General features: G+C 69.9%; 24 protein-coding genes and 2 pseudogenes. 10 read left to right on the top strand and 16 right to left on the bottom strand.

The window, feature by feature from the left end:
* Positions 1-146 precede the first annotated feature (146 nt).
* A complete protein-coding gene (locus tag ACFWTC_RS09490; RefSeq protein ID WP_384026495.1) occupies positions 147-1,364 on the top strand; it encodes an IS256 family transposase in 1,218 nt (405 codons plus the stop codon).
* A gap of 364 nt (positions 1,365-1,728) precedes the next feature.
* Positions 1,729-2,262 (top strand): hypothetical protein, encoded by a 534-nt coding sequence (locus ACFWTC_RS09485; protein ID WP_384026492.1) that lies wholly within the window; start codon positions 1,729-1,731, stop codon positions 2,260-2,262.
* A 7-nt stretch (positions 2,263-2,269) separates the two neighbouring features.
* Here ACFWTC_RS09485 and ACFWTC_RS09480 read toward each other — a convergent pair whose 3' ends face one another.
* The 13 genes from ACFWTC_RS09480 to ACFWTC_RS09420 all read right to left on the bottom strand — a co-directional run bounded on the left by ACFWTC_RS09480 (position 2,270) and on the right by ACFWTC_RS09420 (position 16,813).
* Entirely contained in the window at positions 2,270-3,511 is a 1,242-nt protein-coding gene (locus ACFWTC_RS09480) for an erythromycin esterase family protein (protein WP_383921210.1), read from the bottom strand.
* Between the two features lie 74 nt (positions 3,512-3,585).
* Positions 3,586-4,551, bottom strand: coding sequence for an LLM class flavin-dependent oxidoreductase (locus ACFWTC_RS09475; protein ID WP_384026489.1), 966 nt, complete (start codon positions 4,549-4,551; stop codon positions 3,586-3,588).
* 10 nt (positions 4,552-4,561) lie between these two features.
* Entirely contained in the window at positions 4,562-6,346 is a 1,785-nt protein-coding gene (locus ACFWTC_RS09470) for an ABC transporter ATP-binding protein (RefSeq protein WP_383921206.1), read from the bottom strand.
* Positions 6,343-9,477: a lantibiotic dehydratase gene (locus tag ACFWTC_RS09465; RefSeq protein ID WP_384026667.1), complete on the bottom strand. Its 3,135-nt coding sequence runs from the start codon at positions 9,475-9,477 to the stop codon at positions 6,343-6,345. Before ACFWTC_RS09465 ends, ACFWTC_RS09470 begins: the two co-directional genes overlap by 4 nt.
* Positions 9,478-9,482: 5 nt before the next feature.
* Positions 9,483-10,781, bottom strand: a complete 1,299-nt coding sequence (locus tag ACFWTC_RS09460; protein ID WP_384026487.1) for a lanthionine synthetase C family protein — start codon at positions 10,779-10,781, stop codon at positions 9,483-9,485.
* A 140-nt stretch (positions 10,782-10,921) separates the two neighbouring features.
* The gene (locus tag ACFWTC_RS09455; RefSeq protein WP_243339085.1) at positions 10,922-11,107 is read right to left on the bottom strand and encodes an FDLD family class I lanthipeptide; all 186 of its coding nucleotides are present in this window, start codon (positions 11,105-11,107) and stop codon (positions 10,922-10,924) included.
* Between the two features lie 165 nt (positions 11,108-11,272).
* Complete coding sequence (locus ACFWTC_RS09450) at positions 11,273-11,593, bottom strand: response regulator transcription factor (protein ID WP_384026484.1); 321 nt, start codon at positions 11,591-11,593, stop codon at positions 11,273-11,275.
* Complete coding sequence (locus tag ACFWTC_RS09445; protein ID WP_384026481.1) at positions 11,590-13,467, bottom strand: ABC transporter ATP-binding protein; 1,878 nt, start codon at positions 13,465-13,467, stop codon at positions 11,590-11,592. Before ACFWTC_RS09445 ends, ACFWTC_RS09450 begins: the two co-directional genes overlap by 4 nt.
* A complete protein-coding gene (locus ACFWTC_RS09440; protein WP_384026477.1) occupies positions 13,464-13,904 on the bottom strand; it encodes a lasso peptide biosynthesis B2 protein in 441 nt (146 codons plus the stop codon). The genes ACFWTC_RS09445 and ACFWTC_RS09440 overlap by 4 nt, the downstream gene beginning before the upstream one ends.
* The gene (locus tag ACFWTC_RS09435) at positions 13,901-14,152 is read right to left on the bottom strand and encodes a lasso peptide biosynthesis PqqD family chaperone (protein ID WP_384026475.1); all 252 of its coding nucleotides are present in this window, start codon (positions 14,150-14,152) and stop codon (positions 13,901-13,903) included. The genes ACFWTC_RS09440 and ACFWTC_RS09435 overlap by 4 nt, the downstream gene beginning before the upstream one ends.
* A gap of 10 nt (positions 14,153-14,162) precedes the next feature.
* A complete protein-coding gene (locus ACFWTC_RS09430; RefSeq protein ID WP_384074132.1) occupies positions 14,163-15,779 on the bottom strand; it encodes an asparagine synthase-related protein in 1,617 nt (538 codons plus the stop codon).
* Between the two features lie 181 nt (positions 15,780-15,960).
* Complete coding sequence (locus ACFWTC_RS09425) at positions 15,961-16,080, bottom strand: keywimysin-related RiPP (protein ID WP_107069644.1); 120 nt, start codon at positions 16,078-16,080, stop codon at positions 15,961-15,963.
* A gap of 259 nt (positions 16,081-16,339) precedes the next feature.
* Positions 16,340-16,813, bottom strand: a complete 474-nt coding sequence (locus ACFWTC_RS09420) for a GntR family transcriptional regulator (protein WP_384026469.1) — start codon at positions 16,811-16,813, stop codon at positions 16,340-16,342.
* Between the two features lie 284 nt (positions 16,814-17,097).
* Between ACFWTC_RS09420 and ACFWTC_RS09415 the strand changes: the two genes are divergently transcribed.
* From ACFWTC_RS09415 to ACFWTC_RS09400, 4 genes are all read left to right on the top strand, one after another.
* Entirely contained in the window at positions 17,098-17,607 is a 510-nt protein-coding gene (locus tag ACFWTC_RS09415; RefSeq protein ID WP_384074129.1) for a helix-turn-helix domain-containing protein, read from the top strand.
* Positions 17,608-17,668: 61 nt separating this feature from the next.
* Positions 17,669-18,184, top strand: coding sequence for a hypothetical protein (locus ACFWTC_RS09410; protein ID WP_243339093.1), 516 nt, complete (start codon positions 17,669-17,671; stop codon positions 18,182-18,184).
* Positions 18,181-19,320 (top strand): MAB_1171c family putative transporter, encoded by a 1,140-nt coding sequence (locus ACFWTC_RS09405; RefSeq protein ID WP_384026466.1) that lies wholly within the window; start codon positions 18,181-18,183, stop codon positions 19,318-19,320. The genes ACFWTC_RS09410 and ACFWTC_RS09405 overlap by 4 nt, the downstream gene beginning before the upstream one ends.
* A 13-nt stretch (positions 19,321-19,333) precedes the next feature.
* Positions 19,334-20,515, top strand: a complete 1,182-nt coding sequence (locus ACFWTC_RS09400) for an amidohydrolase family protein (protein WP_384026463.1) — start codon at positions 19,334-19,336, stop codon at positions 20,513-20,515.
* A gap of 52 nt (positions 20,516-20,567) precedes the next feature.
* On the opposite strand, the pseudogene ACFWTC_RS09395 reads toward ACFWTC_RS09400, so the two are convergent.
* Both ACFWTC_RS09395 and ACFWTC_RS09390 read right to left on the bottom strand, forming a co-directional pair.
* Positions 20,568-20,759 (bottom strand): annotated as a pseudogene (locus tag ACFWTC_RS09395) (CorA family divalent cation transporter); the annotation flags it as partial.
* Between the two features lie 311 nt (positions 20,760-21,070).
* Positions 21,071-22,126, bottom strand: a complete 1,056-nt coding sequence (locus ACFWTC_RS09390) for a hypothetical protein (protein WP_384026460.1) — start codon at positions 22,124-22,126, stop codon at positions 21,071-21,073.
* Between the two features lie 582 nt (positions 22,127-22,708).
* Here ACFWTC_RS09390 and ACFWTC_RS09385 point away from each other — a divergent pair.
* From ACFWTC_RS09385 to ACFWTC_RS09370, 4 genes are all read left to right on the top strand, one after another.
* The gene (locus ACFWTC_RS09385; protein WP_384026457.1) at positions 22,709-23,335 is read left to right on the top strand and encodes a hypothetical protein; all 627 of its coding nucleotides are present in this window, start codon (positions 22,709-22,711) and stop codon (positions 23,333-23,335) included.
* Between the two features lie 80 nt (positions 23,336-23,415).
* On the top strand, positions 23,416-23,697 hold the full coding sequence (locus ACFWTC_RS09380; protein ID WP_384026454.1) for a hypothetical protein: 282 nt from the start codon (positions 23,416-23,418) through the stop codon (positions 23,695-23,697).
* Entirely contained in the window at positions 23,694-24,311 is a 618-nt protein-coding gene (locus ACFWTC_RS09375) for a hypothetical protein (protein WP_384026451.1), read from the top strand. Before ACFWTC_RS09380 ends, ACFWTC_RS09375 begins: the two co-directional genes overlap by 4 nt.
* On the top strand, positions 24,305-25,579 hold the full coding sequence (locus tag ACFWTC_RS09370; protein ID WP_384074126.1) for a HesA/MoeB/ThiF family protein: 1,275 nt from the start codon (positions 24,305-24,307) through the stop codon (positions 25,577-25,579). Before ACFWTC_RS09375 ends, ACFWTC_RS09370 begins: the two co-directional genes overlap by 7 nt.
* A gap of 188 nt (positions 25,580-25,767) precedes the next feature.
* On the opposite strand, the pseudogene ACFWTC_RS09365 reads toward ACFWTC_RS09370, so the two are convergent.
* A pseudogene (locus ACFWTC_RS09365) lies at positions 25,768-25,855 on the bottom strand (transposase); the annotation flags it as partial.

Here is a 25,855-nt window from a genome sequence, read left to right as displayed (position 1 = left end):
GGAGTGGTGTAACAGATCTTGGCTGGGAAGTGCGCCGCTTGTGTGCCCTCGCGTGCATCGACTGCTGGTGAATGCTCCCTGAAACGGGGCAGGCCACCGTGCAACTGTCCTTGGTGAACTGCCAGTTCGTTCCAAGGGGGTGCCCGGTGGCCTTGTCCCAGCATGACCTACTTCGCCTGCTCGAGTCACTACGTTCAGCGGATGGTCTTGAACTCGTCCGCGAAGTCGCCGAAAGGCTGCTCCAGGAACTGATCGAGGCCGAGGCCACCGCCCGGATCGGTGCGGAGTGGGGCGAGCGGACCGACACCCGCACCACCTGGCGCAACGGGCACCGGGAGAAGACCGTGACCACGCAGGCCGGAGACCTGGAACTCGCGATCCCCAAGCTGCGGGCCGGGAGCTTCTTCCCCAGCCTGCTGGAACGCCGACGCCGCATCGACCAGGCGCTTTACGCGGTCGTCATGGAAGCCTACGTTCACGGGGTGTCGACCCGCTCGGTCGACGACCTGGTGAAAGCCCTCGGCTCGGATACCGGCATATCGAAGAGCGAGGTCTCCCGGATCTGCGCCGGCCTCGACGAATTGCTCGACGCGTTCAGGGCCCGTCCCCTTGATCACACCCGGTTTCCGTACGTCTTCCTCGACGCCACCTACGTCAAGGCCCGCGTCGACCATCAGATCGTGTCCCAGGCCGTCGTCATCGCGACCGGTGTCACCGAGGACGGCGGCCGTGAAGTCCTCGGTGTCATGGTCGGCGACAGCGAGACGGAGGCATTCTGGACCGAGTTTCTTCGCTCGCTGCGTGAACGCGGCCTGAACGGTGTCCGCCTGGTGATCTCCGACAGTCACAGCGGCCTGGTCAAAGCGATCCGCAAAGTCATGATCGGGGCCGGCTGGCAACGGTGCCGCGTTCACTTCGTGCGCAACGTGTTCTCCGTCATCCCGAAGGGGTCCGCGGAGATGGTCGCCGCCACGATCCGCACGGTCTTCGCCCAGCCCACCGCCGATGCGGTCCGGGCCCAGCTCGATACCGTCGCGGACATGCTCGGCCGCCAGTTCCCCAAGGTCAAGGAGATGCTGCTGGGGGCGAAGGAGGACCTGACCGCGTTCGCGGACTTCCCCAACCAGCATTGGAAGAAAATCCAGTCGACCAACCCGCTCGAACGTCTGAACCGGGAGATCGAACGACGATCAGATGTCGTCCAGGTCTTCCCGAACACCGCCGCCGTCACCCGCCTGGCCACGGCCGTCCTCGTCGAGCTCCACGACGAGTGGATCGCCTTTCCCCGGCGCTACCTCTCCATCGAAAGCATGGACAACCTCTATTCAGACAACGCCACCTGCCTGCCCGGCACTGCCGAATGATCCGTTACACCACACCAAGGGACATGACCCAACGCGGCTTCATTCTCCCCAGATTCTCCCCAGCCGCGGCTGCCTCTGAAGACGGATCGCCGCTGGTCGGGACCGCGAACCGCCTGGCGTGACCGGCTACGCGACGTAGTGGCAGCGAGGCAGGAGTAGGTGACCGTCATTCGCTTGGCGGTAGCTCGTGGCTGGGTACGGCTGCTCGTTCACAGGGGAACAACCGCTGCGCTCCCCGACGCCCAGGCCGTGGCGCCGCCCCTGCCCACCGGCCCGCCTCTGGCTGGAAAGGGAACCGGCCCTCCGCCTCCGGACGAGACTGGGGGAAGACGATCACCAGGATGAACAGGAGGCAAGGGTCCCGATGAATCCGTACGCGTACGTGCCCGCCGACGATCCGCTCTTCGGCGCGGTCCGGATCGAACTCGACCATGAGGCCGGGACGCTGGGCGTGAGCGGGGACGGTCTGCCGCCGGTCGACATCCGGCGGGCCCCGAACACAGTGCCGGAGAGCCATGTGCCGATCGGGACGCGCGACCCCGAGCACCTCACTCTGCTCGTCGACGGTGCAGAGGAGACCCTGCGGCCGTCCAAGGGATTCCTGACCCGGCGCTCGTACCGGGTCGAGGTCGTCTCAGGGGCGCGGGATTGCAGCTATCTGCTGGTTCCGGATTCCCTCGGTACCAGCCGGCTGCTGCGGGACGAGCGGCTGCTCGGCGTCTTCACATCGAGCGGCGACGGGCGCGTGTCGGCCGACTGGGAGGCGGCGGGCGAGTCCGAGCGTGCCAGGGACCCGTACGACACGTCCGTGGGGTACGGGCTCGCTGCGGCATTCGGCACCGGTGCCGAACCGATGTGGCAGCTGACTCTGAACGCCGCGCTCGACCTGTGGCCGTGAGAGAACCTCAGTCCTCCGCCGGGGGCAGCAGGTGGGAGCAGGTCGAGCGTGCTACGAACGCGATGCCGTCATAGTCCTCGGCCGGGACGAGCGGGGCGGTGTTCAAGCGGTAGAGGAACCGTTGGACGTTGGCGCCGAAGCTGCGCTGTGCGTGCGGGGCGTGCAGCCAGGGCGCGGCGTCGGCGGGGGAACCCGCGGCGCGGAAGTCCGCGTAGTAGTCGCCGGGTACGGCGTGCGTGAGTCTGGCCTCCAGGGAGCGGAGGCCGGTGCCGATGCGGTGGCGGGCCGGCGGGCGCTGAAGGTCGTTGCCGCGGCGGGCCAGGAAGGAGCCCTTGCCGAAGAGGAGGGCCAGCGCGTAGTAGGTGTCGCCGTAGCGTTCGCGGAGTTTGCTGCCGAGGGCCGGCACCTGGTCCCCGTACGTGCCCTTCGCGATGTGCCCGTTGTGTGCCCAGACCATGACGCGAGCCTCGGGGTCGTCGTCCACGAGCCGTGCGACGGCCTCGGCCATGTAGCGGTCACGTGCGGCGAGCACGCCGTCCTCGCCGGCCGAGGCTGCGAAGGGCCGGGTCACCAGGTCGGCGGCGCGGACGAGGATTCGCGCGTGTTCCAGGGCCTCGCCGGCGTCATCGCCGGGACCCGGCCGCTCAGCGTGGTCCGCGATGAGGCGGGCGATCTCCTCTGCGCGTCGCATCAGGGCCTTGTCCGGGTCCGGAAGCGTGCTCGGGCGGGCCCGGGCCAGTACGTCCAGGGCGCTGACGCGCCCGGCCTGATCGGGCGCAGCCCGGAGCAGAAAGGCGGCGACGGCCTCGACCGAGTCGGCGCAGAGCTGGGGGTCGGTTCCCACGAAGCGGACCCGGCGCTCTTCGGGCAGGTCGCGGTTGTGGGCGCGCAGCCACTCGACGAGGTCGACCATCTCGCGGGTGCGCCAGGTCCAGAAGCCCAGCCTGGCGACAAGCCGTTCGGGGGAGCCCGTGCCGTACCGTACATACGCGTCGAGTGCGCGGGCCGCGGACTGGCTGGCCTCCATGGCGAGGGTGGTGAACCCCTCCTCACGGACCAGGAACTCCACGATGCGGTGCTTCAGCCGGAAGAACTCGCCCGTGCCGTGGGTGGATTCCCCCAGACCGACGATCCGTGTCCCCCGCAGTGCCTCGCCCAGGGGTTTCAGGTCCTCCACTGGCGCGCCGGGGGTCAGGGTACTCAACGGGTTGGCGTGTTCGTTCAGCCATCGGGCGATGTCGTCGGGCACCGTCTTGCCTCTCCTCACCGTGTGCGGGAGGGCGGCACGCGGTCGTGCCCCGGCCTCTCTCACCCGTTCATGGGTCAGTTCGTCGCTTCCCGGCAGGCCGCGAGGATCTCCTGGAGGTCCCGTACGGCGTCCGGTCGGCCATGCTCGGAATACACTCCCGCGACGTTGACGACAACCTCGTCCACCCCCGCCCGATCGAATTCGGCCAGCTGCGCGGCGATGTTCCCGGGCGTGCCGTAGAGGAAGACTCCGGAGTCGACGAGGGCGCGGGCGCCGAGGCCCGGGCGGCTGTGGTGGACGCGCAGTCCGGCGCGGCGCAGCATGTCGCAGTAGTGCGGCCCGGCGAGGTGGACGTGGGCCGCTGCGAAGGCGAGCCGGTAGGCGTGGCGTCCCGGGCGGTCGACGGCGGCGTGCACAACGGTGACCATGCGGGGCACCGGGCGGCCCGACTCGGCCGCGCCCTTCGCCATGGCGGGCAGCAGGGTGTCGCGGACGTAGCCGGGCGGGGTCATCCAGCTGATCGCCGCGTCCGCCGCCCGGCCCGCGGCCCGCGCGAGCGTCGGCCGGAGCACACCGAGCCCGGTCTCCACTCCCGGGTGCGGCAGGCCCGGCAGACCGATGGAGGCGCCGATGCCGGGTCCGGCGGCTCCGTCCTCGGTCCCGATCAGGCGCCGCACCTCGGTCAGGTATTCCACACAGGCATCGCGTGGGCTGTCGTACGGCTTTCCGTGCAGTCCGGCGACGACGTCGGGGGTCGCGGGACCGAGGCCGATGACCGTGCGGTGTCCGGTGAGGACGGACAGGGACCGGGCCTGGATCGCCGCGTCCAGCGGATGCCGCAGCGGCATGAGGGCGACACTGGTCCCGACCGGGACGCGGTAGCCCATGCCGGCCAGGTAGGCGAAGACCTGCTGGGTGTCGGTGCAGAGGGACTGGCCCTGCCAGAGGCGGGCCGCGCCTCCGTCGCGGACGAGCGCGGCGAAGGGGGCGACGTGCCGGGGGTCCGTCGGCATGGCGGGATACAGGACGGATACGCGCATCACTCGGCCTTCAGGGGGACGCGGCTTCGGTCAGGTAGCCCGAAGCCTGGATACGGAAGAGCCGGGCGTAGACGCCGTCGGCCCTCAGGAGGTCTTGGTGCACGCCGTCCTCGATGACCTTGCCGTTCTCCAGGACGACGATCCGGTCGGCCATCCGGACGGTGGCGAAGCGGTGGGCGATGACCAGGGAAGTGGCACCGCGGGCGACGTCCTTGAGCCGGCCGAAGATCTCCGCTTCCGCCTCCGCGTCGATGGCCGCCGTCGGCTCGTCGAGGACGACGACGGGAGCGCGGCGCATGAAAGCTCGGCTCAGGGCAATCTTCTGCCACTGGCCGCCGGACAGCTGGTGGCCGTCCTCGAAGTGGCGGCCGAGCGTCGTGTCGTAGCCACGGGGCAGCGCTTCGACGAACCCGTCGGCGCCGGCGGCCCGTGCCGCCTCGGCGACGCGCCCGGTGTCCTCGCGGGCTTCGACGCTGCCGAAGCCGATGTTGTCGCGGACGGGCAGCTCGTAGCGGATGAAGTCCTGGAAGATGACGCCGATGTGACGTTGCAGGTCGTCGAGGTCGTACTCCTCGATCGGGATGTCGTCGACGAAGATCTGGCCGCTCGTCGGCTCGTAGAGCCGGGTGAGCAGCTTGACCAGCGTCGTCTTGCCGGAGCCGTTCTGCCCCACCAGCGCGACGCATTCGCCCGCGGGCAGGGTGAAGCTGACGCCGTCCAGGACGACGCGGCCGGTGCCGGGGTAGACGAAGCGCACGTCGCGGAACTCGATGCCTTTGCGGAGCGTGTCCGGGAACGGGCGGGTGCCGCCCTTGATCTGACGCTCGGGCAGGGCGAGGAAGTCGAAGAGATTGCCGAGGAACAGGCTGTCCTTGTAGAGAGCGGCGATGCCGAGCAACATGCCGTGAGCGGAGACCTGGATCGAACCGACGGCCTGAAGGTAGCCGGCGAGCTGGCCGACCTGCCCGGCGTGGGTGGTGGTGTGGATCGCCCAGAGCACGGCGCCGGAGGAGGCGGCGACGCTGAGGAGACCGAGGACGCCGCCGAGCACGGACTGCCGGCGGGCGAGACGGCGGTCGACGTCGAAGAAGGCGCGGATGAGCCGGGTGTAGAGGTCCACCAGGTGCGGGCCGAGCTGGAAGAGACGGACCTCCTTGTAGGAGTGGTCGGTGGTGGTGAGGTGCTGGTAGTAGTACACGCGTCGCCGGTCGGCGGTCCGGTCGTACTCGATCTCGTACGCCCTGTGGCTGAAGAGCATGTACGAGACGACCGACGGCATGGGCGAAAGCAGGATCACCAGGGCGATCCAGGGGCTCCAGGAAAAGAGCACCATGCTGACGGTCACCAGGGTGACCAACTCCCTCGCGACCTCCAGGAGCTGGGTGAAGACCTGGTAGACGCGGCCTCCGCTGCTCTCCTGGAAGGCGCGCTGCATCGTGTCGTAGACCTCGGCATCCTCGTACTGCTGGAGGTCGAGCATGGTGCCCTTGCGCATCACCCATTCGCCGATGCGAGCGGTGAGTTCGAGCCGCAGGAGGGTGTCGAGGTATTGCAGGCAGGTGCCCAGGACATGGCTGGCGAGGCCCACCCCGAGAAGGGCGGCGCCCGCCATGAGCGCGGCCCGTCCGGCGTCCCGGTCGCCGGTGACGGCGTCGGCCACACCTTGCACGGCGGCGGCGACCAGCCCGATCTGCGCGGCCGGTATGAGGGCGAGGAGGAGGGAGACGCCGGTGAAGGCGGATACCCGCAGCGGGCTGAGTCGCCAGAACAGCGTGCTGACGCGCAGCCAGATCATCGGCTCTCCCTCGCCTTCGCGGCCGTGCGGCCCCGGACGGCACGCCGGACATGGGCCCATAGGGTGTGGCTGCGGGCCTCCCGTTGGAGGTCGATCGGGAGGAGCCGGTTGATCTGCATGTGCGCGAGGCTGGCGAGGATGGCGTCCTCGGAGCCGACCAGGAGGCCACGGCGGGCCGCCTCGCGGACGGCTCCAGCCGTCTCGGCGACGGCGGGGGCCTGCGCGGCGAACGTCTCCTGGAGGAGCAGCCGGTGGGCCCGCCCTTCGGCGTGCGGGTCGCGTTCCCACGGGCTGAGGAGTTCGCACAGGTAGGCGCGGTGTTCGCGGAACAGCGTCCGGGTGTCCCGGACGTGGTCCTCGTCGTGGCCGCCGGTGTGGTGGGTGAGCGCGCCGCCCGGCGGCACGCCCCACTGGGCGTGGAGGGTGTCCAGAGCGGCGACGGCGAGGAACTCGGGCCTGATGTCTAGCTGTCGCGACAGCAGCAGGGCGGTGGCTTCGCTGTTGGCCGCGAAGAGCCGCTCGGCCGTGTCGAAGACCTCCGGGCCGCCGTAGCGGGCTGTCTCCGGTGCGTAGCCTGCGAGTTCGATGTCCAGGGCGAGTCCGCGGGCGACGAGATCGCGCCCCCACGCGGTGACCTGGGTGAGGGTACGGTCGGCGTCGGTGCCGCGGACCCGCAGGCGCAGGTGCGGGAAGGGGTCGGCGTAGCGGATGTAGAACCAGCGGTCCAGGAGCCCTTCGCGGCCCAGTCCTGCGACGAGGTCGAGCAGCGGGCCGGAGATGATCTCGTCCTGCCGCTCGGGGGCCGCGTAGACCTTGAGGAACGTCCAGGCGCCGCCGGGCAGATGACGCTCCACGGGCACGTCGCGGCCTTGCCGCGGTACGGGAGCGCGGGTGACGCGTTCCGCGTCGCGGGCGAGTACGGGCACGACGACCTCGGCGGCATAGCGCTCACCGTCGGCGTCCTGGAGCCACATCCCGTCGAAGGACGGCAGCATCTCATGGAGGACGAGGGTGCCGCGCGTGTCCAGCTCCGCCCGGATTTCGGCGCGGCAGGCGGGGTGGTCGAGGTCCAGCAGCAGCCTTTGGTCGGATTCGACGAGATAGACGTGACGGGGCACGTTCCAGCGGCGGCGCCAGCCGTCGAGGTCGTCGAGCGGATGCGCGGACGGTGTGCCGGCCGCAGGTGCCGCGAGACCGGCCCTGCCGTGCGCGCCCGCGGCGTCCGTGGTCGCGGGTCCCGTGGTGAGCCGCCACTGCGCGGGGCGCAGGACGATCTGCCCGCGGGTGACGCGCGGCAGGAAGGGGGCCGCTTCGGCGGGGCCCCAGTGGAAGCCGGAGGGCATGACGCAGCCGTCCTGGGAGGCCTCGAGCAGGAACCGGGCCACGTTCGGCGCCATCGTCGGGCTGAGCATGTGGTGCTGGGCGACCACGACCTCCCGGTCGAGTTTCCGGGACCACAGGTGGAACCGGTCCCCGCTGACGCCGACGAGGATGTCGTCGAGCGGGAGGACCTGGTCCGGGCCGACGGACGGCGCGGTGTTGACGGGGATCTCGTACGGCCGGACGGCAGGGCGCAGGGTGATGTTGGCTGCACGGCCGTACGGAGGCAGGAACGCGAGCTCCGCGTAGGCGACGTCGGGGAAGAGCGCCTCCTCGGCGCGGGCATATCCTCGCAGCCGCTCGGAGGTGGGCTCGCCCAGCAGCTCGCTGAAACGCCCGAAGGTGCGGCCACCGTAGGTGAGGCTGTCGTAGCGCAGGACGGCCCGCCAGTCCCCCCGGTCGAGGGCGGCGCGGTCGGCGGCGTGCAGCTGGAGGTAGACCTCCATGGCGGGCGGCGGGTCGGGCACCGGCCCGCGCGGGGCGAGGCGCTCCAGCCAGGCGTCGGTCAGCTCGACCTCCAGGGACCTGTCCCACCAGGCCTGCTGGGCGAACTCGACGAGCAGGGCGTCCAGCCGGGCGGTGTGCTCGGGCGTCGCCGTCGGCAGTTCGATGCTGCGCGGCGGGTTGGTGTAGGTCGGCGGGGCGTCGAGTCCGGTGTCGGGGCTGAGCAGACCTAGCACCGGGATGCGGGTGCCCTCGCCGTAGCGTTCGGTGAACTCCTCGCGGTAGCGCGTGAGGTGGTTGCGCCTGCCGTGGGCGGCGCTCAGGCGCACCAGAACGCCGACGGCCTCGGCCGCCGCCTCGCCGATGGACGCGTTCAGGACGGGATCGTCGAGATGCAGCGCCATATCGGCCTGGTAGGAGCGGCCGTCGTGTCCGGGGACGAGGTCGTGCTGTGCGGCGGCGAGCCGGCGCAGGGAGGCGACGTCGTCCGCCCGGTCGGCGAGGTCGGCGATGGTGCTGAGCAGGTCGGCCGTCTCCTGCGCGGCGGGGATGCCGGTGAGCCTCTTCAGGACGTGGTGTTCGGGCCGCTCCGCGGTCTGCGGGGGCCTCAGGTCGCTGATGAGGAAGCCGAGGTCCCACATCTGCCGGACCAGGCCCTCGACCGTCTCGGCCGTGACCTCGGGGAAGGCGGCGGCGAGTTCGGCGGTGATCCGCTCGTACGGGACGGGGGTGGCGGCGGTCCGCATGACGAGCTCGACGGCGGGTGTGGCCCGGATGCGCACGCTACGGGCGTCGTGCCGGCCGTACTTGTCGGCCTGCGGCAGGACCACGCGGTCGCCGGCCGTGTCCGCCATCGGGTTGAGCACGAGCCGGAGCCTGCGAAGCAGGTCGTCGGATTCGTCGAGGCGCTTGATCAGCCCGAGTAGCCAGCCCATGTCGGCGCGCACGCGCAGCCGGTGTTCCTCGGGCCGGCCGAGCCGGGCGGTGGTACCGGGGCCGAACTCGCCCATCGCCACACCGGAGAAGGCCCCGAACGGCGTGGGCCGGGTCGCCATGCGCGTGATGTAGCGCAGCAGCCCGGAGTGCAGCCGGCGTAGGCGTTTCTCGCTGAGGTCGCCGATCCGGTCGAGGCTGTCGGTCATGTCCTCGCTGGCGATGAGCAGAGCGCGCGTGACGTCGGGACGGCGGGCGAGGCCGACGAGGGCCCGCGGGGTGTCGTCGGGGTCCGCGGTCACGTCGAGCCAGGTGCGGGCCGGCAGGGTCGGGGAGCGCAGGAGGAAGAAGCCGACGGGCTCGTACGGTGTCATGGCCGTCACCGGCCGAGGAAGGCGCGGAACCAGTCGGGCCGCCGGCCGCCGGTGGCGGCGAGCAGCGTGAGCGCGACGCCGGTGGCCCCGGTGAGGAGTCCCGGGTCGTCGACGGGTTTGCCGGGCTCCTCCAGGTCGGCGAAACCGAGCGGGCGGTCCGGCTCGTGGCGGTTGAGGAGGTCCCCGACCAGTTCCGGCAGCCGCTCGCGGGCGACGGCGCTCCAGGGGGCGAACTCTAGTGTCAGCATGACCAGTCCGGCGAGGCCGTGGCAGAGGGTCGGCGACAGTGGCCGGAGGCCCCCGAGGCGGGCGAGTGCGCCCTCGAAGGCGGTGACGGCTTCGGCGCGCAGTTCGTCGTCGCGGGTGGCCTCGGCAACCGTGAGGAGGGCGCCGGCGACGCCGAAGGTGCCGTAGCACCAGGCGATCCGGTCGTGCACGCATCCGGGGGAGATCTCGTGGCCGTGTTCGTCGACGGGCTTGCCGTCGCTCCACAGGGGGCCGTGCGCGTCGGTGTCCGCCTGTGCGCGGATCCAGCGGCTGAGGGCGGTGACGGCCTCGAAGTGGCCCGGGCGGCGGTTGCCCGCAGCCCAGGCGGCGGCGAGGGCCGCGGCGATGCCGGGGACGCCGTGCGAGAGACCGAGGTTGAGGTACCCGTGCGGGTACTTGGCGAGGTAGTCGCCGACGGGCGGGTAGTACGCGGGCGTGATGAGCCAGCGGTGGGGGGTGCCCTCGGTCTCGGCGGGTCCGGTGAGCCAGATGAGGTAGTCGGTGAGGACGGCGGCGGCCTCGGCGACCCGCTCAGAGGGCTCGGGGACGGAGCTCAACTGGGCGAGGGTGCCGGCCGCGCCGGTGACGAGGTCGTAGTCGAGGTCGCTGACGGCCCGTTCGGTGCGGTGCGGGGGAGCGGCGAGGACCTGCTCGGCGAGCTGGTCCGTCAGCCGGTCGAGGCTGGGGCGGAAGCGGGGTTCGTCGCGGGTGACATCCGCGAGGGCGAGGAGGAGGCCGCTGGTGCCGGCGAACAGACCGTGGTGCTGCAGAGGTTCGGTCTGGGTGGAGAGTACCGCCTCGCGTATGTGGCCGGAGGCCGTGTCCAGGTCGCCGAGCCCGGCCCGGGCGGCGTACAGGTGGAGCAGCGCGGAACCGGCCTGGCCGTGGGTGAGACTGGGCGGAAACCAGGCGCCGGCGGTGTCGCTCTGCTCGGCCGCGCGGAGCGCGAGGTCCTCGACCTGGGCGGTGGTGGCGGTCTCCCTCAGAACTTGCCGGACGGCTGTCCGTGCGCGGCTCACGAGGTCGTCGTCTGCCACGCGGGCCCAGGTTTCGGTACCGTGGTGGGTGAGGTGCATCGTGGTCAGCCCCTGTCTGTTCGGCGTGCTTCTCTCGCTCTGCGACGACGGGTGCTGCCGTGTCTCGACCACGGCAGCACCCGTCGGGAGTTGGCCCGTGGCTACTTGCCGCCCACGCAGAAGACCGTGCACATCGCGGTGCAGACACAGGTCTTGCTGGCTTGGCAGGTCACTCGGGTGCAGACGGTGCGGGTGGCGATCCCCGAGATGGACGGCGGGGGCGCCTGCTCGCCGGCGGGGCCGGCAGGGGCGGAGATCCGGGCGTCCAGGTCGAATGCGTCAGACATGTCTTTCCTTTCGTCATTCCGCCCGGCGAATTGATTCGCCGGGGGCTCCGGAGGTTTTTCCGGCGCCAGGGAAATCATGTCGATCTCCTTGCGTCCGTTCCATTGGCCGTGGCGACAGTATTTGCCGTGGGCCCGGATTCCGAACGGATAGCGTTTCGGGACTCTTTACGGACCAAGCCGGTTCCCGGCGTCCACGCGCTCCGTGGAGAACACGTACGAAGCCAGGCAGACGGTCAGGCGTGAGGAGAGTTCGAGTTTCTCCATGACCGCGGCGACATGTGCGCGCACGGTCCGTTCGGTCACGTGCAGCCTCTGGGCCATCGTTTCGTTGGAGAGCCCTTCGGCGAGCAGGAGGAAGGTCTCCTGCTCGCGCGGGGTGAGTCGGCCGACCCGTTCCAGGGCCGGTGTCCAGTGCGGTGCGCCCGGCGCGCGGGCGCCGGCGGTCGCGTGGGGTGCGGTGGGGGTGCGGGGAGTGGTGGGGCTCACGGTGCTGCGACGCTCCTGTCTGGGGCGGGCCGGCCGAGCGGCCGCGTGAGGTGGTCGGTGGTCAGCCTGCGATAGAACGGGTTCTCAGCGAGCAGTTGTTCGTGCGTGCCCTCGGCGTCGACACGGCCGTCGTCGAGGACGACGATCCGGTCGGCCGCCCGGACGGTGGACATGCGGTGGGCGACGACGAGCAGGGCGCGTTCCCGGGAGATGTCCCGCAGGACGTCGGTGAGTTCCCGTTCGTTGATGGGGTCGAGTTGCGACGTGGGTTCGTCGAGGAGTACGAGTTCGGGCCGGGCGAGCAGGGCGCGGGCGATGGCAACGCGCTGGCGTTCGCCGCCGGAGAGGTTGAATCCCCGATCGCCCACTTCTGTCTCCAGTCCGTTCGCCAGACGTTCCACGAGTTCTTCGAGATTCACCATCCGGAGCACTTCCCGGATTTCTCTCTCATCCGCCCCGGGTTTCGCGTAGACGAGATTGTCCCGCAGGGTTCCGTACAGCAGGGGCGCGTGTTGCTCGACCAGGGCGATACGGGCCCGGAGGTCGCGCGGATCGACGCCCCTGACGTCGGCGCCGTCGAAGAGGACGTGTCCGCCGTCCGGTTCGTGGAACTTCTCGGCGAGGGAGACGATCGTCGTCTTGCCGGCGCCGGACCGGCCCACCAAGGCGATGAGCCCGGTGCGCGGCACGGAGAACGAGACGTCGCGCAGTACAGGACGGTCGTCGTACGCGAAGGAGACTCGGCGCAGTTCGAGGAGCGGGGGCGCGGGTGACGCGGCAGGGCCAGGAAGCGGTACGGGCGTATCGTCCTCCGGGTCCTGCTCGACGGGCAGGCGCAGGACGTCCTCGATCCGGCGGAGCGAGCCGAGGCCGCGCTGGATCAGGCTGAGCGCGTTGAAGAGGCCTGCGAGCGGCATGACCAGGTAGGTGGCGAACAGCAGGAACGCGACGAGTTCGCTGACGGACATGGAGCCGTCGGAAACCCGGACCGCCCCGACGAGCAGGACGAGGAGGAACGAGCCGTTGACCGCGATCTCCATGGCGGGCCCCACGACGGAGCCGAGCTTCGCGGAGCGGACGCCGGCGGTGAAAGCGGCGTCGATGTCCGCGCCGATGCGCTCGGCCTCCCGGTGTTCGGCGCGGGCCGCCCGTACGGTCCTGATGCCGCCGAGGGCGCGTTCGAGGTCGGCGGTCATGGCACCGACACCGGCGAGGGCCTGTTCGGTACTGGTCCGGATGCCGGCCATCACGCCCGCGACGAGGACGCCGGCGACCACCAGCGTCCCGGCGACCACGAGGAACATGACGGGGTCGATCCACAGCATCAGTCCGGCGGCGCCCACTCCGGTGATGGTGACGGTCACGAGCTGGACGAAGCTGCCCGCGACCATGTCCCGCAGCATGGTCGTGTCGGTGCCGACCCGGGAGAGCAGGTCGCCGGCGCGCCGGCCGTCGAGTTCTCGGAGGCGGACGAACAACAGCCGTTCGACAAGCCCGCGGCGCAGGCGCCGGACCACGCTCTCGCCGGTCACGTCCAACAGGTACTGACCGGCCGCCTCGAGGGCGGCCTGGACGAGGAAGAGAGCGGCCAGCGTCACGCCGAGCGCGGCTACGGCCCGGTCGGCGGAGACCCGGTCGATCAGACGCATGGTCAGCAGCGGCTGGAGCAGTCCGAGGGCGGTGCCGACGAAGGTCAGCGCGAGCGCGGCCCCCACGGTCCGGCCGCTGCCGCGCAGCAGGCGCAGCAGATCACGGGTGCCCGGTCGGGCGCCGTCGGCGGGGTTCTCCCCCGGGCGCGCCACGGTCCCGGGCTCGCCCTCGGTTCCCCGGCCGGTTCCGGTCGCCGCGCCGGACGGATCCGAGTGGTCGGTCATGAAGGGCTCCTCTCCTCGCTCCCGGAGCCCACGGTGATCAGCCTCCGGAAGTAGCTCTCGGGCAGTTCCTCGCCCACCAGCCGACCCTCCGCCTCGACCCAGGCGTGGGCGCCGAAGGGCGGAGCGGCGCGGACGCCGACGCACCACGTGGGCCACTCGCCGCGGGCTCGACAGAGCAGGGCCGTGGCGACCGAGCGCGGCAGGCAGCCCTCACGGCCGGCGCAGACCGCGCTGACCGTGGTGACGGCCTGCCGGGCCCGGTAGGCCCGTTCATGGCCGGCCGGGCGGGCCCCGCGGGACACCACGCCGAGCACCCGCGCCAGCCGGGCCGGCGGCAGGAGCAGCAGGGGCCGGCCCACCGCCACGGCGAGGCGGGCCCCCGCGCGCTGAGCGAACGACGTCCCGGTGTGGGTCTCCGGGACCGGATGGAAGCTCATGGCCTGACCAGCCGGGCGTTGCGCAGGGCGGAGAGCAGGGCGGTCACGTCGGCCTGCGCCCGGTCCGCGTCGACGTCGAACTGGGCGCACAGGGCATCGGCGATGTCCTCGGCCGGGGTGCCGTCGAGCAGGCTGGCCAGGACCGAGCTGCCGGTCGGATTGAGCTCCCAGTACTCACCCGTACTGCCGTCGAGCAGGACCTTGCCGTAGTCGGTGTCCACCACGGACACGTCCTCACGCAGTTGCATGGGTTCCCCTTCAGATGGTGCGGAGCCAGATCTCGCAGGCGAGAGTGGCGTCAAGGCCGCCGTGCCGGAGTTCGGGCGACGAGGGCCGCAGGGTGATGTCCAGGAGCTTGTCGGCGTCGACCAGTCCGGCCTTGGCGAGCAGCGAGTGCCGCCACAGCTCGGCGAGGCGTTCGCGGTTCTCCCGCAGTCCGTTGGCGGCGTCGGCCGAGGCCTCGCCCTTGGTGGTGCGGCGCAGCAGCGCGTCGGGCATCCGGCCGCGCATCGCGTGCTTGAGCAGCGGTTTGAACTCCCAGGGTGTGGCGCGCTCCTCGGAGCGGACCGACCAGCACGCCTCGACGACACGGTCGTCGAGGAAGGGGCTCGCCAGCGGCAGCCCGCTGTGCTCCGCGACCTGGTGCAGGACGCGGGTGGCCCGCGTGCCGTGGTGCAGGGTGTGGAGCTCGTTGTGGAGGGCGCGGGTGGTACCGCGCGGCTGTGCCGTGTGGGCGGCCTCCCGCAGGCTCCGGCGTACGGAGGCGGCGGCGTCGGCGGTGGCCCAGACCGGCAGACGGGGCGGGATGTCCCAGCCGAAGACGTCCGGGCTGTGCGGGGCGGGTCGGGGGGCGGTGACGTCGTCGGCGGCGTCCGCGAGCCACCGGCCGTAGGGGCGGCTGTCGGCGAGGACGGCCAGGGTCTCGCGCAGCGACCAGCGGTTCTGGGCGCGATAGCCGCGGATGCTGCGCAGGGCCGTGAGGGGGCGGGTGGTCAGCAGGTCACGGTGGTGCGCGGGATGCCCCCACAGGACGTGGTCGCCGCCCATGCCGGTGAGATGGAGGCGCGACCCGCCGGCAAGGAGCCGGTCGTGGCCGACGAGCTGGCGCGGCTGGTCGAGGATGGTGGGGAGGGGTTCGTCGACGGGTCCGCGCACGTCCAGCAGACCGCTGTAGAAGAGTGGGATCTCGTCGATGTCGAGCAGGATGTGCTCCAGGCCGTCGATCTCGGCGGCGGCGAGTCGGGCCCAGTGCACGTCGTCGTCGCCCGGATCCCTGCTGGGCATGGTGAGCGCGGGTAACGGTGTGGTGCTCACGCCTGCGGCGAGGGCACAGACGGTGGTGGAGTCGAGGCCGCCAGAGAGGTCGGCGCTGACGCTCCCGGCGATGTCCACCCGCAGGCGTACGGCCTCGTCCAGCGCCGTGCGGAGCGCCTCAGCCCCCTCGGCGAGCGGGACTTGTATCTGCGGGGGCTGCCACCAGCGGACCGTCCGGGGGGCGGAGCGGCCGAAGCGCAGGAGTTCGCCGGGGACGACGGAGTGCACACCGCGCCACAGGGGGACGTCACCCAGCGGGTGCGGGACGGAGTCCAGCAGTCGCAGGGCGAGGGCGTCCTCGTCGACGGGCGCGTCGAACAGCCGGGCCAGGACGTCGGCGCGGTTGGCGGCGACGGTGATGCCGTCCTCGGTGGCGTGGAAGAGACGTCGCATCCCCGAGGCGGTGCCGTGCACGTGGATCTCGCCGTGTGCCTCGGCGATGACGTGGAAGTCGCCGGGGAGGCGAGCAGCGACTCGGTGGACCGCGCCGGGTTCGCGCACCCCGGCGATGTGCGCGGTGAGTTCGGGTGCGCCGACGGGAGTGTGTCCGATGAGCGCCACAAAGAGTCCTTGGTCGTTTCGGGCCTGGACGGAGGTGGCCCAGCTGCCCAGCACGAACGGTCTTCCTGACGGGTGTGTGAGGGTGCGTTCGCCGCGTATCCCGAGTCGGGAGGCCACGGCGAGGGCGGCCTCACAGTCCGGAAACAGCGCGAACCATCCCTCGCCGTGGCTTGTCATCGGACTACCAGCCCAGGGGCAGACGGACCTTGGGCTCGTGCGGTCCGCGCTTCAGGAATCCGGTGTCCTTGCGGAAGTCGCCGGCCTTGGACAGCGCCGGAACCTCGTAGACCTTCTTGGCCATGGTTTTCATCCGTTCTCGCGTGGGTTTCTGACGAGACGACCCCGTTTCCCGGGATTTCGGTGGCCGCCTGGAAAGATCCTCGGCCGGTGGCCACCCGCCGCTCAAGGAGCAACCGGTGGCCGACACGGTCCGCGATCGGGGCGGCCGGGCCGCCCGGCACCTCTTGTCAGGGGCCGCCACCTGGCAGAAGAGGGACCGGCGTGAGATGGATCCGCCGGTCCGGGCGTGCGGGATCAGCCTGGTCTTCTTGGCCTGTTGGTCACTCTCCGCTTGAGCTTCCTTGGCTCCATCCCGGCCTGCGGCCGCGCACCGCCGGCAGCCCGCGCCGCGCCGCCCTCCCATGGCGGGCGGCCATCCTGGGCATCCGTTCGATGGCGGAGATGATGGCGGCGCGCGGGATACCCGAGACGTCTGCGAGGTTGACGACCCGCTGGAGTTGGTCGGAGATGTCGTCGAGGCCCACCGGGAGGGAAGTCGGCAGGACGACAGCACCGCGCCCGCGCCCGAAGTCCACGACGCCTTCGCTGCGCAGCATCCGCAGCGCCCGGAGGATCGTGTTCTTGTTGGCGCCGTACTCCTTGCCGAGCTGGTCGGCGGGCGGAAGGTACTCCCCCTGGGGGTAGAGGCCCGACGCGATGTCCATCCTGAGTTTCGCCCGGATCTGGGCGTAGAGCGGTATCTCGGCGGCACTGCTGTGGCGTCGGATGTTCCCCGTTCCAGACGCAGTTGACATGTGCTGCTCCCCCTTCTGGCTCACGTTGTGCTCAAGCACTCGCGCCACGCCGCCGGCTCGCCGGGGCGGGGGACGGGGGCAGCCGGAGGGACGACTCCCGCGTGGTCGGTGCGGAGCCGATGGCTGCCTTCGTCGCTTCCCCCAGGTCCGGCATCGACCCATGTCGATTCTTGGGTAGACCGTTCTTTCACGTCGGTTGACGGCCGGTGCAGTTGTACCGTAGTCCGCACCTTGACGCTCTTCAACCAGTGTGGTGATAGTGGGCGTTGCACCGATTCATCTGAGTGGAAGAACAGAGCTGGCCGGACCAGGGGGGCGTCATGCCAGAGGAGCCGGAACACGGTTTCGCCGACAAGCTGAACCGGCTCTTCGAGACCGTCAGACCGGATCCCGACCACGAGTACAGCAACGAGCAGGTGGCCTCCGCCATCAGGGACACCGGGGTGTCGATCTCTCAGAGCTACATCTGGCAGCTGCGGAAGAGCAAGAAGACCAATCCGACGCTGCGTCATCTGCAGGCGCTGGCAGGTTTCTTCGGAGTCTCCACGGCCTATTTCGTGGACGACTCGGCCACCGCGCGCATCGAGGAGCAGCTCTCGGCCCTCGCCGCCGCGCAGGCGCGGCTGCACGAGGCGTCGCAGGGCAGTGACGTGAAGCTGATGGCCATGCGGGCGGGTCAGTTGTCGCAGAAGCACCGCGAACAGGTGATGGATCTGCTGGACGTGGTCTACCGCCTGGAGCAGGCCGAGGGCGGTCCCGGCCGAAACGATGGCCTGAATCATCCTGGATCATGATGGTCTGACGTCATTGGATGGAATTTCCAGGCCCCAGGAGATTCACCAACGGAGTTGGCCCGTGACCGAACGTACGTTGCGCAAACGATGTCGGAGCATCCTCAGGGAACTCGGCATCACCGCTCCACTGCGGGTCCCCGAGCTGTGCCGGCTCCTCGGTGAACACCGCGGACGGCCGATCCGGCTGGTCCCGTACTCGCTGCCTGTCCCCGGCCCGTACGGTCTGTGGATCGCCGGCGCGCAGGCGGACTTCATCTTCTACCAGAAGGAGACGAGCCAGGCGCACCAGGACCACATCGTGCTCCACGAGGTCGGGCACATCCTGGCGGACCACGGGAGCGACGAGTCCGAGGATGCCGTCTGGCAGGAGGTGCTGCCGGACCTCTCGATCGAGGTGATCAACCGCGCGCTCCGGCGCACCTCCTACGCCGAGGAAAGGGAGCGGGAGGCGGAACTCGTCGCCACGATCATCCTCGAGTGGGCGTCGGTGCTGGACAGGGTCACGCCCCGCGCGCCGGGTGACATCTCGGCCCGACGGGTGCACACGGCGCTCGCGGACCGGCAGGGGTGGTTGTGACCGTGCTGTCCCTGGTGCTCGCCGTTGTTCTGTACGGCTCGCTGCTCTGGACGGGGCGGCAGGTCGTGCGCGATCCTTCTGACCGGCTGCTGCGCGCGGTTTTCCTTTGCATGTTCAGTGCGGGTCTCTCCTTCCCGTTCGGCCTGCCCGTAGTCATCCGCCTCGTTGACGGGCTCGCCGGGGACGGCGCCGCGAAGCTGCTGCAGAACCTCTGCCTGCTCGGAGCCGTGTACTTCCTGGGGTGCTTCTTCATCCACTCGGCGTCCGAACCGGCCGCGGCCCGGACGCGGGTGCGGTGGCATGCGGTGCCGTTCGCCGCGACTGCGGTGATCGCCTCGGCAGCCATGGCCGTGACGCCGCACGCCGAGCGGGGCCACACGTACGCGACGGCCGACATGAGGGTCCCCGGTGTCGCGGTCTTCTACCTCTCGGCCGGCGCCTACCTCACGTATGCCCTGGCGGCGGCGCTGTTCTGGACAGTGCGGTACGCGCGGCTGGCGAGCCGGCCGTTGGCGACCGGGCTGCGGATGGTGGCCGCCGCGCTTGCCGGCATGCTGCTGGCCTCGGCGGTACGGGAGTGCCTGACGCTCGTGCGCCTGCTAGGCGGCGGTGTGCCCCACCCGGTGATCACCGGCGCGAAGCTCCTGCTCGACCTCGCGATCCCCCTCTTCGTAGCGGGCGTGGTCTACCCGGGGCTGGTGACGCGCTGGGCCAGCATCCGTCTGTGGTGGCACCACGGCCGCGTCTACCACAGGCTGGCCCCCCTCTGGGAGGCTCTGCACCTGGCGTTCCCGGAGGACGCACTCGAACGCACCGGGGGCGGTCGCCGCTGGGACGCGCTGAGTCCGCGGGGCGTGCACCGGCGCTACTACCGGCGTGTCATCGAGTGCCGGGACGGGCTCGTCCGGATCAGTCCCTATCTGGCGCTGGAGGCGGCCACGGCCGACGCCGAGGCACCACTCACGCCCGAGGTCGCGGCGCGCCATCTGAGGACCGCGTTGCGGGCGTACGCCTCCGGAGAGGATGCGCCCTCCCAGGCCGTCCCGGTCGCCCTGCCCGGCGAGGGCGCCGGCAGTCTGGAGAGTGATGTACGGCAACTGATCCGGCTGTCCGAAACTCTGACAGCGCAATTCTGAACGAGGAGTGGCGATGGAAACCCTGATCTCGGCCCGGCGCGTGGTGATCGGACCGCACGGCCAGGTCCTGGCGGACGGCGCCGTGCTGGTGCGAAACGGCGTCATCGCGGACACCGGACCGCGCCACGAGGTGGAGTCCCGTGCCCCCGCGCGCACTCTCCGTCACGACTACCCCGACGGCACGCTGTTGCCGGGGCTCGTCGACGCGCATGTCCACCTCGTTCTGGACGCGGGGCCCGATCCGGTCGCGGCGCTGCGGGAGGCGGACGATGCGACGGTGGCCAAAGGCATTGCGGAGCGGGCACTCGGTCTGCTGAACGCCGGCGTCACCACAGTGCGGGACCTCGGCGACCGGAACGGACTGGTGACGGAGTTCCGCGACGCCGTCAGGGTGGGACGGGTGCCCGGACCCCGTGTCCTGGCGGCCGGCACTCCTGTGACGGGACCCGGCGGACACTGCTGGTTCCTGGGCGGAGAGGTGTCCGGCGAGGACGCCGCCAGGGCGCTGGTCCGCCGCAACGTGGAGCGGGGCACGGACCTCATCAAGGTGATGGCCACGGGCGGGGGCATCACCAAGGGCGGGCCGCCGATCTGGGCGCCCCAGTTCACGGCCGAGGAGCTCCGGATCATCGTGCAGGAGGCGGCGAGTGCCGGCCTCCCGGTGGCGGCGCATGCGCACGGCACCGCAGGCATCGTCGCGGCGGTGGAGGCCGGGGTGAGCACGATCGAGCACTGCACGTGGATCGACCAGGATGGCTTCCGGCTCCTCGACGACGTCGTCGACGAGATCGCCGCCCGGGGCATCGGGGTCTGTCCGGCGGCCAGCCCCGACTGGCGCGGCTTCGCCGAGCGCTTCGGACATGAGCGCGCGGAGGAGATGTTCGGCGGGATCCGCCGAATGCGCGAGCGCGGGGTGCGGCTGCTCACCGGCACGGACGCGGGCGTGAGCCGGGCGGTCTTCGATGACTTCGTGTCCAGTCTCGAGTTCTTCGCCCATCTGGGCTGCACCTCGCAGGAGATCGTCGACCTGGCCACCTGCGAGGCGGCGGAGGCACTCGGGCTGGGCAAGGTCACGGGGCGCCTGCTCCCCGGCCTCCGCGCGGACCTCCTGGTCGTTGATGGTGATCCCCTGAGCGATCTCCAGGCGCTACGCCGCGTTCGGCTGGTGATGGCGGATGGCCGTGTGCATGCCTGACGGACTACCGCTACCGGTGCCCCCCCGTTGGTGCGTGAGGGTCAACTGACTCCTACAGCCAGTCGCGCTTCTTGAAGATGACATACAGGCTTGTGCAGACCACTGCCATCAGGAGGATCGCGAAGGGGTAGCCCGCGGCCCAGTGGAGTTCCGGCATGACCTCGAAGTTCATGCCGTAGATGGTGCCGACCAGGGTGGGTGCAAAGAGGATGGCCGCCCAACTGGAGATCTTCTTGAAGTCCTCGCCCTCAGCGAACTGACCTGCGCGGATCGCTGTAGGAGGCGGACTGACCTGCGGCTTCGCTCGTTTCTGGAGCTTTCACGGTGATGCCGTTTTGTGCGGTCGATTCTCCCCAGGCGCTCCCCAGTGCGGCTTCATTCCCCCCAGATTCTCCCCAGCGACAACTGCTCCCACAGCGTGTACCCGCTCGCCGGGCGTTGCCCTGCTGCACCTGCGCATACTGCGCAGCGCGACTCTTGATGTGGCAAAGCTCCTCGAACTCGCCCGGGTGTGTATCCTTTCGCCTCCTGGCTGCAGGGCATGCGTGGCGCTGTCTACCTCAGCGGCAGCTCGAATGCCGAGTGATGAACTATGTCGATCGGCTCTCTACTCCATACCCAACCCAGAGCCATAGCGATGGGAAGGGGGCCGTGGAAGAACAGCCGTCCTTCGACGGGTGCCGCTGTTCCGGTGCGGGTCGCCCACTCCTGGCGTGCTGCGCGCCAAGCACGGTTGATATGCATCGTTACCGCCACGAAGACTTCAGGGTCGTCCGGTAGGCCCAAGGCGCCGATCTCAATGACAAGGTATGCGCCGAAGCCGTCGACATCCGGCTCCCGGCCGCTTCCCATGAGCTGGTATCCGACACGTGGTGAATCCGGGGCGGGGCGGCCGGTGGTGACAACCTGAAGTGCCTCGGTGACCATCGAGTCCAACGGAGTCAAACGTACGATGAGCGCAATGCGATGGGGTGCCTGACCTGGGGTGGCGGCTACCTCAACGAGGTGCGGCACCGGATTGGCGGCGTCGGCCAGATGTGCGGAGATCAGGCTTTGCTGACGTGGAGAGACAGGGCCCTGCAGTTCGGAGTCCAGCTGGATACCCAGAACCACCGGACGCCCCCTTCGGCGTGAGAGGTGCATCAGGCCCAGGGACAGCTGGGGATCGTCGGAGAGGCGCCGACCGAGAAGGAACCCGTCACTCAGGTGTGCAAGCGGATACAGTACGACGTCAGACTCGTCCCGATTGGTCTCCCTGAGCTCTTCGACCTGGGCATCGATCAGTCGGGCAGCGATGTCGACGACGGAGGCTGGAACACGTTCACCCTGTCCGGCGGGCCAGAGTACGGATCGGTCGATCACGAGAGTGTTGGTGTGGGCGCTTCGGGACGCGGCCTTGAACACGCCGACCCGTGAGCGCTGTGTCCGCTCCGGAGGGTAGAGCGAGAGAACGACTCCCAGCCCTCTCGGCCGATGCATCAGCCAGCCCATCAGCACTGTGGCCAGACCGGCAAGGAACACCAGCCCGAAGATCCAGACTTGGCTTGTCCACTGCTCGAGGATGGTTGGCACGACGCCCAGGGCGACCGCCGTAGCGCCCGCCATCAGCACTGTTCCCCCGCCTTCTCGTGACAACAGCAGACGTCTCAGCTGCCGCAGACCGCTATCCCGCATTTCCGCTCCCATCGAACCTGCCGTCAGTCGACCGAAGTGTCCCTGAAGTGCCCCCAAGAACGGGCACCTTCCTGCTGTATCCGGACGCGGAGAAGAAGGCAGTGACCCTTTGGTCTGCGACAGTCCAGCGCCGCGCCCGGATTGGTCGGACACCTGATCCGGTCTGCATAGCGTTTCGGTTCCGCCGATAAGGGAGTTCCCACCCTCGACCGGTCCCTACCTCGAGGTCGCGAGCCCATCCGGCACCAAGCGGAGCGTCTGCGGCGCTGCCCTGGGTGCTCACGCGCTTTCCCGACCCTGTCGCCATTCCACCCGCCGGCCGCCCAACGAGAACGGGCCCCGTCTACTCGGCCCCGGACGCCCGATTGCGCATCGTCCACTTGGGTGCGTTGTCAGTGGCGACGCCTACGCTGGATGAGAGCGGCCCGATGCCTCCCGAACACGGACGAAGCCTGCCCCACCAGGCGGCCGAACTCGGTGTGGAACACGGGCTGGACCCGCAAGGCCGAGGAGGCAGGTATGGGGATCGACGAATCGTTCGACGAGTTCCAGAAGAGCGTCAACGAGGACGTGGGCCAGACCAGGCTCGCCCGAGACCGGCGTGACCTGTTCAAGGCGGCGCTGAAGAGCGAGCCCGACGTCGCCGAGGCGTTCGGTTCCGGGTCCCTCAGCCGCAGCACCCAGCTCAGGCCCATCCACGACGTCGACATCATCGTTGTCCACGACGCCTCCCACCACCCCGGTTGGGGTAGCGCCGGCCTGAGTGCCGAACATGCCCTGGACCACACCCGCGGCCAGGTCAACCGACTCCTGGGCAAGACCAACGGCACTCACGGCAACGAAGTCAGACTGGCACTGCCGAGGAACCACGCAGTCAAGTGCTTCCTCGACGACCCCAAGGACGAGTCAGGGTTCACCGTCGACGTGATGCCTGCCCTCCGGCAGACTGACGGCACCCTCCTCATCCCGGAGAAGCTCACCCAGACCTGGGTACCCGCCGATCCCGAGCACCTGATCAACCTCGTGGCCAAACGCCAGCGAGACTGGGAGCACTTCCGCCCGCTCGTCCGCGTCCTCAAGCAGTGCGCCACGACGTTCCGGTCACCGGCCGCGTCAAGTCACTCGTCATGGAAGTCCTCGCCCTGAACTGCATGCCCTCGTCCGGTAACCGGTCCAATGGGCTGCGTATCTTTTTCACCGCCGCCGCAGCACGTGTCCACGAGGGCGTGAGCGACCCCGCTGGCCTGTGCGGTGCGATCCAGCCCGACCTCGACTACATCGCCTTGCACACTGCGCTCACCGAAGCCGCCGAGCTCGCCGACCGGGCCTGCGCGGCCGCCGCGGCAGGCAACACCGACGATGCTCTTCGGCTGTGGCAGGAGATCCTGGGCGACTCCTTCCCCGCACCGTCCAAGCCCGCGAGCCCCATCACCGCAGCCCCGGCCCTCATCACCAGCGCACCGGCGCTCATCACCCCCCGGCCGATCAAGGACGCACCCCAGGGATGACGGCCACTCCCGGCCCTCAAAGGCCCATACGGCCGGCGCCCATCCCGTGGTGGGCCGCCGAGCCACGCCGCTTCGAACGAGACCAGCATGAGATCCCCGCCGCCTTCCCCGACCTCGCCTACGACGCCGAAGGCGGCGGAAGCTGGCAGGGCACACTGCCCCTGTGGCCGTTTGACCGGCCCCAGCCTGCACACCTGACCAACTGGACGGGCGACACAGGGCTCCGTTTTCTCATGGCCTACCGGCATTCCTATCCCATGGTGCCGCCCCACATCCTTCCCCTCGACCCGCTTCCTGAGTTGGCCGAGTGGACGCAGTCACGCTGGCACGTCAACGGCGACGGCACCCTCTGTCTGCTGCGCTCCGACGATCTGTGGACAGGCCGCGCGTCCGTCGTCGACCTGCTTATTAAAGCCGCCGCCTGGAGAGTGGAGTACGCGCTGATGAAGCACGGGGTGATCCCGCAGATGTCCGAATGCGGCATCGCCGAAGATGACCGCTTCGACCACTTCCTTACCAACCCGCCCCCCGCTGGCGCTAGCCATGACAGCCAGACCGCTCCGCCTGGCACGACGCCGGACGACCAAGACGCCCGGAGCGAGCCTTCGTGTTGATCCTCGTTCCCCGCCAGGCGGCAGTCACCATCCGCGAGGCCGGACCTTGGGGCCAGATAGCTCTGCGCCGCAACCATGAGAATCTGGCCGTTATCCGGGGAATCTCCACCCGCGATGGCGCAGTTCTCCCCGTAGACACAACACCCGGCCCAAACCTGCTCGCCGCTGGCGACGGCAGCTTGGCAGGCTGCTGGTACCGAGTAGCTCCCATGCTCCACCTCTACTGGCGTCAGCTGAGCGGCAGGCTAGGCGCAGGCATCCCCTTGTCCGCATTTCAGGAGCACCTCACCAGCGGGTTCAAGAACCCCGGTCTCAACCCGTACATCGCTCTGACTTGCGCCCCGGACCTGAAGGGCACTTTTCCCGAGCACGACGTGCCCGACGTTGTGGCCTGGCGCGTCGGGCGCGATGGCGCGTACCCCCTCAACTCCCTTGTCGAGCCCGAGACCACTGGCATCAGCCAGCTCCAGGACCACTGGCCTGTCAAAGATCTCGAGGCCGCCCATGTCACGCTCGTCGGCACCGGCAGCATCGGATCTGCAACCGCACATGCCCTCGCGGGCTACGGCATCGGACGCCTCACCCTCGTCGACCCGGACCGGCTCTCCTGGCACAACCTCGTACGCCACACCACTGCCCGCCGTCACGTCGGCCGCCCCAAAGTCACCGCCCTCGCCGAAGAGCTTGCCCCCCTGCGCCCCGACACCAAGGTCGTGCCCCTCGCCCTCGACATTGTCGACAACGCAGACCAGGTCAGACCGCTGCTCAACGACAGCGACCTCGTAGTCTGCGCTGCCGACGGCGTTGCTGCGCGTCGCGTGACGGGACACCTCGCGCGCCGCGCCGGTATCACCGCGGTCCTGGCCTGCGTCCTGCAGAACGGAGCCATCGGCGAAGTCCTCCGACTGCGGCCCTGGCCCCAACATGGATGCCTCACCTGTCGGCGCGAGGCTCTTGCCGTACAGGGCGGCATGGACCCCGAACCCGCACTCGACGCCGGATACGGAACCGGCACCACGCACCGGCCGATGACTGCGGTCGGTCCCGACCTCCACATTGTCGGTCACCTGGCCGCGAAGATCGCCATCGCCACCCTCCTCGAACGCGAAGGGCACCCCGACCAGCGCCTTCCCGGCGAGCACTGCATTGTCAGCCTGCGCCGACAACCCGACTGCGCACCTCCCTTCGACCTCACCCGGACCGGGGAGATCCGATGGCTCCCCGCCACGCCTCCGCACCCCGGCTGCGCCACCTGCGAATCCGCATGATGCTGCAGCCCGTTACCGCTGTACACCTCACGCCGCAAGCTGCCCGGGTCATCAGCGACGAACTCAGAACAGCTGATTCCACCAGGGAAACCGGAGGCATCCTGCTGGGACACCACACCGACGACACGGTGATCGTCCGGCACGCAGGAACCCCCGGACCCGGCGCGATCCAGACGCCTACTGCCGCGTCAGGCAACGTTTGCCCTGTCGACGACGGCGCGTAGGCGCCGGTCGTCGGCGTGGCGGTTTCGCCAGATGACGTAGCGGCGGATCATG

Source organism: Streptomyces sp. NPDC058619 (assembly GCF_042717785.1).
Taxonomy (GTDB): Bacteria; Actinomycetota; Actinomycetes; order Streptomycetales; family Streptomycetaceae; genus Streptomyces.
This window is presented reverse-complemented; position numbering and strand designations above follow the sequence as displayed.